The organism is uncultured Campylobacter sp. (genome assembly GCF_938018145.1).
Lineage (GTDB): Bacteria > Campylobacterota > Campylobacteria > Campylobacterales > Campylobacteraceae > Campylobacter_A.
In genome coordinates this window covers 1-2,792 of the sequence record NZ_CALIII010000350.1, presented here as the reverse complement: position 1 = coordinate 2,792, position 2,792 = coordinate 1, and the positions used below count along the sequence as shown (strand labels likewise).

Genomic DNA, 2,792 nt, shown 5'->3' with positions numbered 1-2,792 from the left:
GTTTTAGCGATGCTTTGCCTTGCGGACTGACGTGCGACATTTGTTTGTTTTTAGCATTTTTTGATTAGCTAGCGTTTTAGCGCACCAAAAAAGTGCTCGGCTTTTGCGTATCGAAAAATAAAAACTCCAAATTTTGCCCATTCTTGGCGTAAATTTGCCGCTCGTTAAAAGCTCGCTGAAGTTTAAATTCTGTACAAAAGTAGCTGCTAAAATCGGTCAAATTTAAACAAGTGTAAAAGCCTGCGATGTCGGCTTTTGGCTAAAATAATCAAGCACGCCGCTTGCAAGATTCGGCAAATATCAGCAGTTTATAGCAGTGGCTTTGGTCAAATTTGCCGTCCTCTGCATGCTTTAGACAAATTTGACGCTACCGGCCGGCGGGCTAAATTTGACTTAGGCTTTTCGCCTCTTTTAGCTTGCTTAAAAACTCTTCGATGTTGTATTTGGCGCGGTACTGCGCGCTCATGAGGTGGATGAGGATGTCGCCTAGATCGATCACGACCCAGTCGCCGGAGCTTTCGATGCCTAAAAACTGCTCGCCCTCGTCCTTTAGCCCCTCTTTTAGGTCGTCGGTTAGCGAGTAGGCGTGGCGCTCGCCCATCGTGGTGGCGATGATGACGCATTTTGCGATGTATTCGCGCCCGCTCATGTCGATAGCTTCGATGGCTTCGGCCTTTTTGGCGTCTAGGATTTTGATGATTCGTTCGATTCTTTCTTGCATGTTTTTCCTTGATAAAATTTCGCCGCCTCGTCCGCTATACACGGTATCATCAGGCTTTTGTCCAAATTTTGCCTGATTTGCGAGGACGAAACGGGCGCATTTATGTTTAAAATTTTAAAATTTTCAGGCACGGCTACGTTACCGCGGCTAGCTACGACGAAAGTCGTGAGCCTAAAGAGCTCGTCTATCTCGTGCCATTTATCCAGGCTTGCTAGATGATCGGCGCCGATGATGAGATAAAGCTCGCTCGCAGCGTAAATTTGCCGCATGTGCCGCACGCTTTCTATCGTCGGTACGGGGCGATTTTGCGCGATCTCGTAGTCGCTCACGCAGACTTTAGGCAGCGCGCCCCAAGCCTCGTTCGCCCACTTTAGCCGAAGCAGCGGCGGAGCGGAAAACTCGCTCTTAAACGGGCTGATAAAAGTCGGCATGATGATGAGCTTGTCCGCGTCTAGCCGCTCTAGCGCGGCTCTGATGGCGGCGTCGTGCCCGAGATGAGGCGGGTCGAAACTACCGCCGAAAAGCGCGATTTTCATAAATTTGCCTTTAAAATTTCGGTGCAGTTTAGCGAATTTGAAGTGAAAATTGGTTGAAAATCAAAAAATTCGCCGATAAAGCGCAAATTAAATGGAGATTTTGTAAAATTTGGGGATTTTTGGGCTCGCAAGGCTCGTTTTTTGGCGAGCAAGCGAGGGTCAAAATTTGCAAAGGCGGGCTTTAGAGCGGCTTAAATTTACGCACTCGGCATCGGTTGAGGCTGGTAAATTTAACGCGCAAAAGCTAAAAGTATGAAAATAACCTTTCCGCGCGCTTGAAAGCGACCGGAAAATCTAGCACAAGGAGCTAAACATGGTAAAAATCGCGATCAACGGTTTTGGACGTATCGGCAGGTGTGCTGCTCGTATTATTTTAGAGCGAGACGACGTTGAGCTTGTCGCTATCAACGACACGGCGACGCGCGACATGACGCGCTATCTGCTCAAATACGACAGCGTGCACGGCGAATTTAAGCAAGACGTTAAGGTGATAAGCGACGATTTTATAGAAGTAAACGGCAAAAAGATAAGAGTTTTTTCAACAAGAGATCTAAACGAGCTTAGCTACGCAGACTACGGCGCAGACGTGGTTTTGGAGTGCACGGGCAAATTTTTAACCACCGAAAAATGCGAACCGTACCTAGCTCGCGGCGTCAAAAAAGTCGTCATGAGCGCTCCGGCAAAAGACGACACGGCGACCTTTGTAGTCGGCGTAAACGACGATAAATACGCAGGCGAAGCGATCGTCTCAAACGCAAGCTGCACCACAAACGGCCTAGCTCCCGTCGCAAAAGTACTAAATGATAAATTTGGCATCGTAAAGGGGCTCATGACTACGATCCACGCCTACACAAACGGCCAAAGCTTGGTTGACGTGAAGGCCAAAGACTTCCGCCGTTCGCGCGCTGCAGCCCTAAATATCGGGCCTACGACCACCGGAGCCGCAAAAGCGATCGCAAAAGTACTTCCTGAATTAAACGGAAAGATGCACGGTCAGGCAGTGCGCGTACCGGTCGCAAACGTCTCGATGGTTGATCTAACGGCGGTTTTAAAAAAACCGGCTAGCAAAGATGAGATAAACGAGGCGTTTAGAGCGGCTGCGGAGTCAAATTTAAAGGGAATTTTATTCGTCGATGACGATTACAGGGTTAGCAGCGACTTTTGCACGAGCGCATATAGTAGCATCGTAGCTAGCGACACGACGCAGGTCATCGCCGATGATATGGTAAAGGTCTTTGCGTGGTACGACAACGAGTGGGGCTACTCGACAAGGCTTGTCGATCTAGCTAAGATCGTGGCTACGAAGTAAATTTAAAGGGTGAAAAATGAGTGAAATTTTATCGATCAACGATCTTGAGCTTAGCGGCGCGAAGGTATTTGTTAGGTGCGATTTTAACGTGCCTATGGACGAGTTTTTAAACATCACCGACGACCGCAGGATCCGCTCGGCGATACCAACTATCCGCTACTGCCTAGATAACGGCTGCAGCGTGGTTTTGGCTAGTCACCTAGGGCGCCCTAAAAACGGCTTTGAG

The 2,792-nt window shown here is 48.6% G+C and carries 4 protein-coding genes; 2 read left to right on the top strand and 2 right to left on the bottom strand.

Annotated features, from left to right (window positions below):
* Positions 1-382 precede the first annotated feature (382 nt).
* On the bottom strand, positions 383-721 hold the full coding sequence (gene rsfS, locus Q0338_RS08065) for a ribosome silencing factor (protein ID WP_298086303.1): 339 nt from the start codon (positions 719-721) through the stop codon (positions 383-385).
* On the bottom strand, positions 685-1,257 hold the full coding sequence (nadD, locus tag Q0338_RS08060) for a nicotinate (nicotinamide) nucleotide adenylyltransferase (protein ID WP_298086302.1): 573 nt from the start codon (positions 1,255-1,257) through the stop codon (positions 685-687). The genes rsfS and nadD overlap by 37 nt, the downstream gene beginning before the upstream one ends.
* A 313-nt stretch (positions 1,258-1,570) precedes the next feature.
* On the opposite strand from nadD, the gene gap reads away from it, so the two are divergent.
* On the top strand, positions 1,571-2,566 hold the full coding sequence (gene gap / locus Q0338_RS08055; protein WP_298086301.1) for a type I glyceraldehyde-3-phosphate dehydrogenase: 996 nt from the start codon (positions 1,571-1,573) through the stop codon (positions 2,564-2,566).
* 16 nt (positions 2,567-2,582) lie between these two features.
* Positions 2,583-2,792 (top strand): phosphoglycerate kinase (gene pgk / locus Q0338_RS08050; protein ID WP_298086300.1); only part of this gene is annotated, 210 nt, incomplete at its 3' end.

Excerpts from the sequence above, each read along its gene's own strand:
- rsfS (WP_298086303.1), bottom strand. The coding sequence starts at position 721 with ATGCAAGAAAGAATCGAACGAATCATCAAAATCCTAGACGCCAAAAAG.
- nadD (WP_298086302.1), bottom strand. The coding sequence starts at position 1,257 with ATGAAAATCGCGCTTTTCGGCGGTAGTTTCGACCCGCCTCATCTCGGG.
- gap (WP_298086301.1), top strand. The coding sequence starts at position 1,571 with ATGGTAAAAATCGCGATCAACGGTTTTGGACGTATCGGCAGGTGTGCT.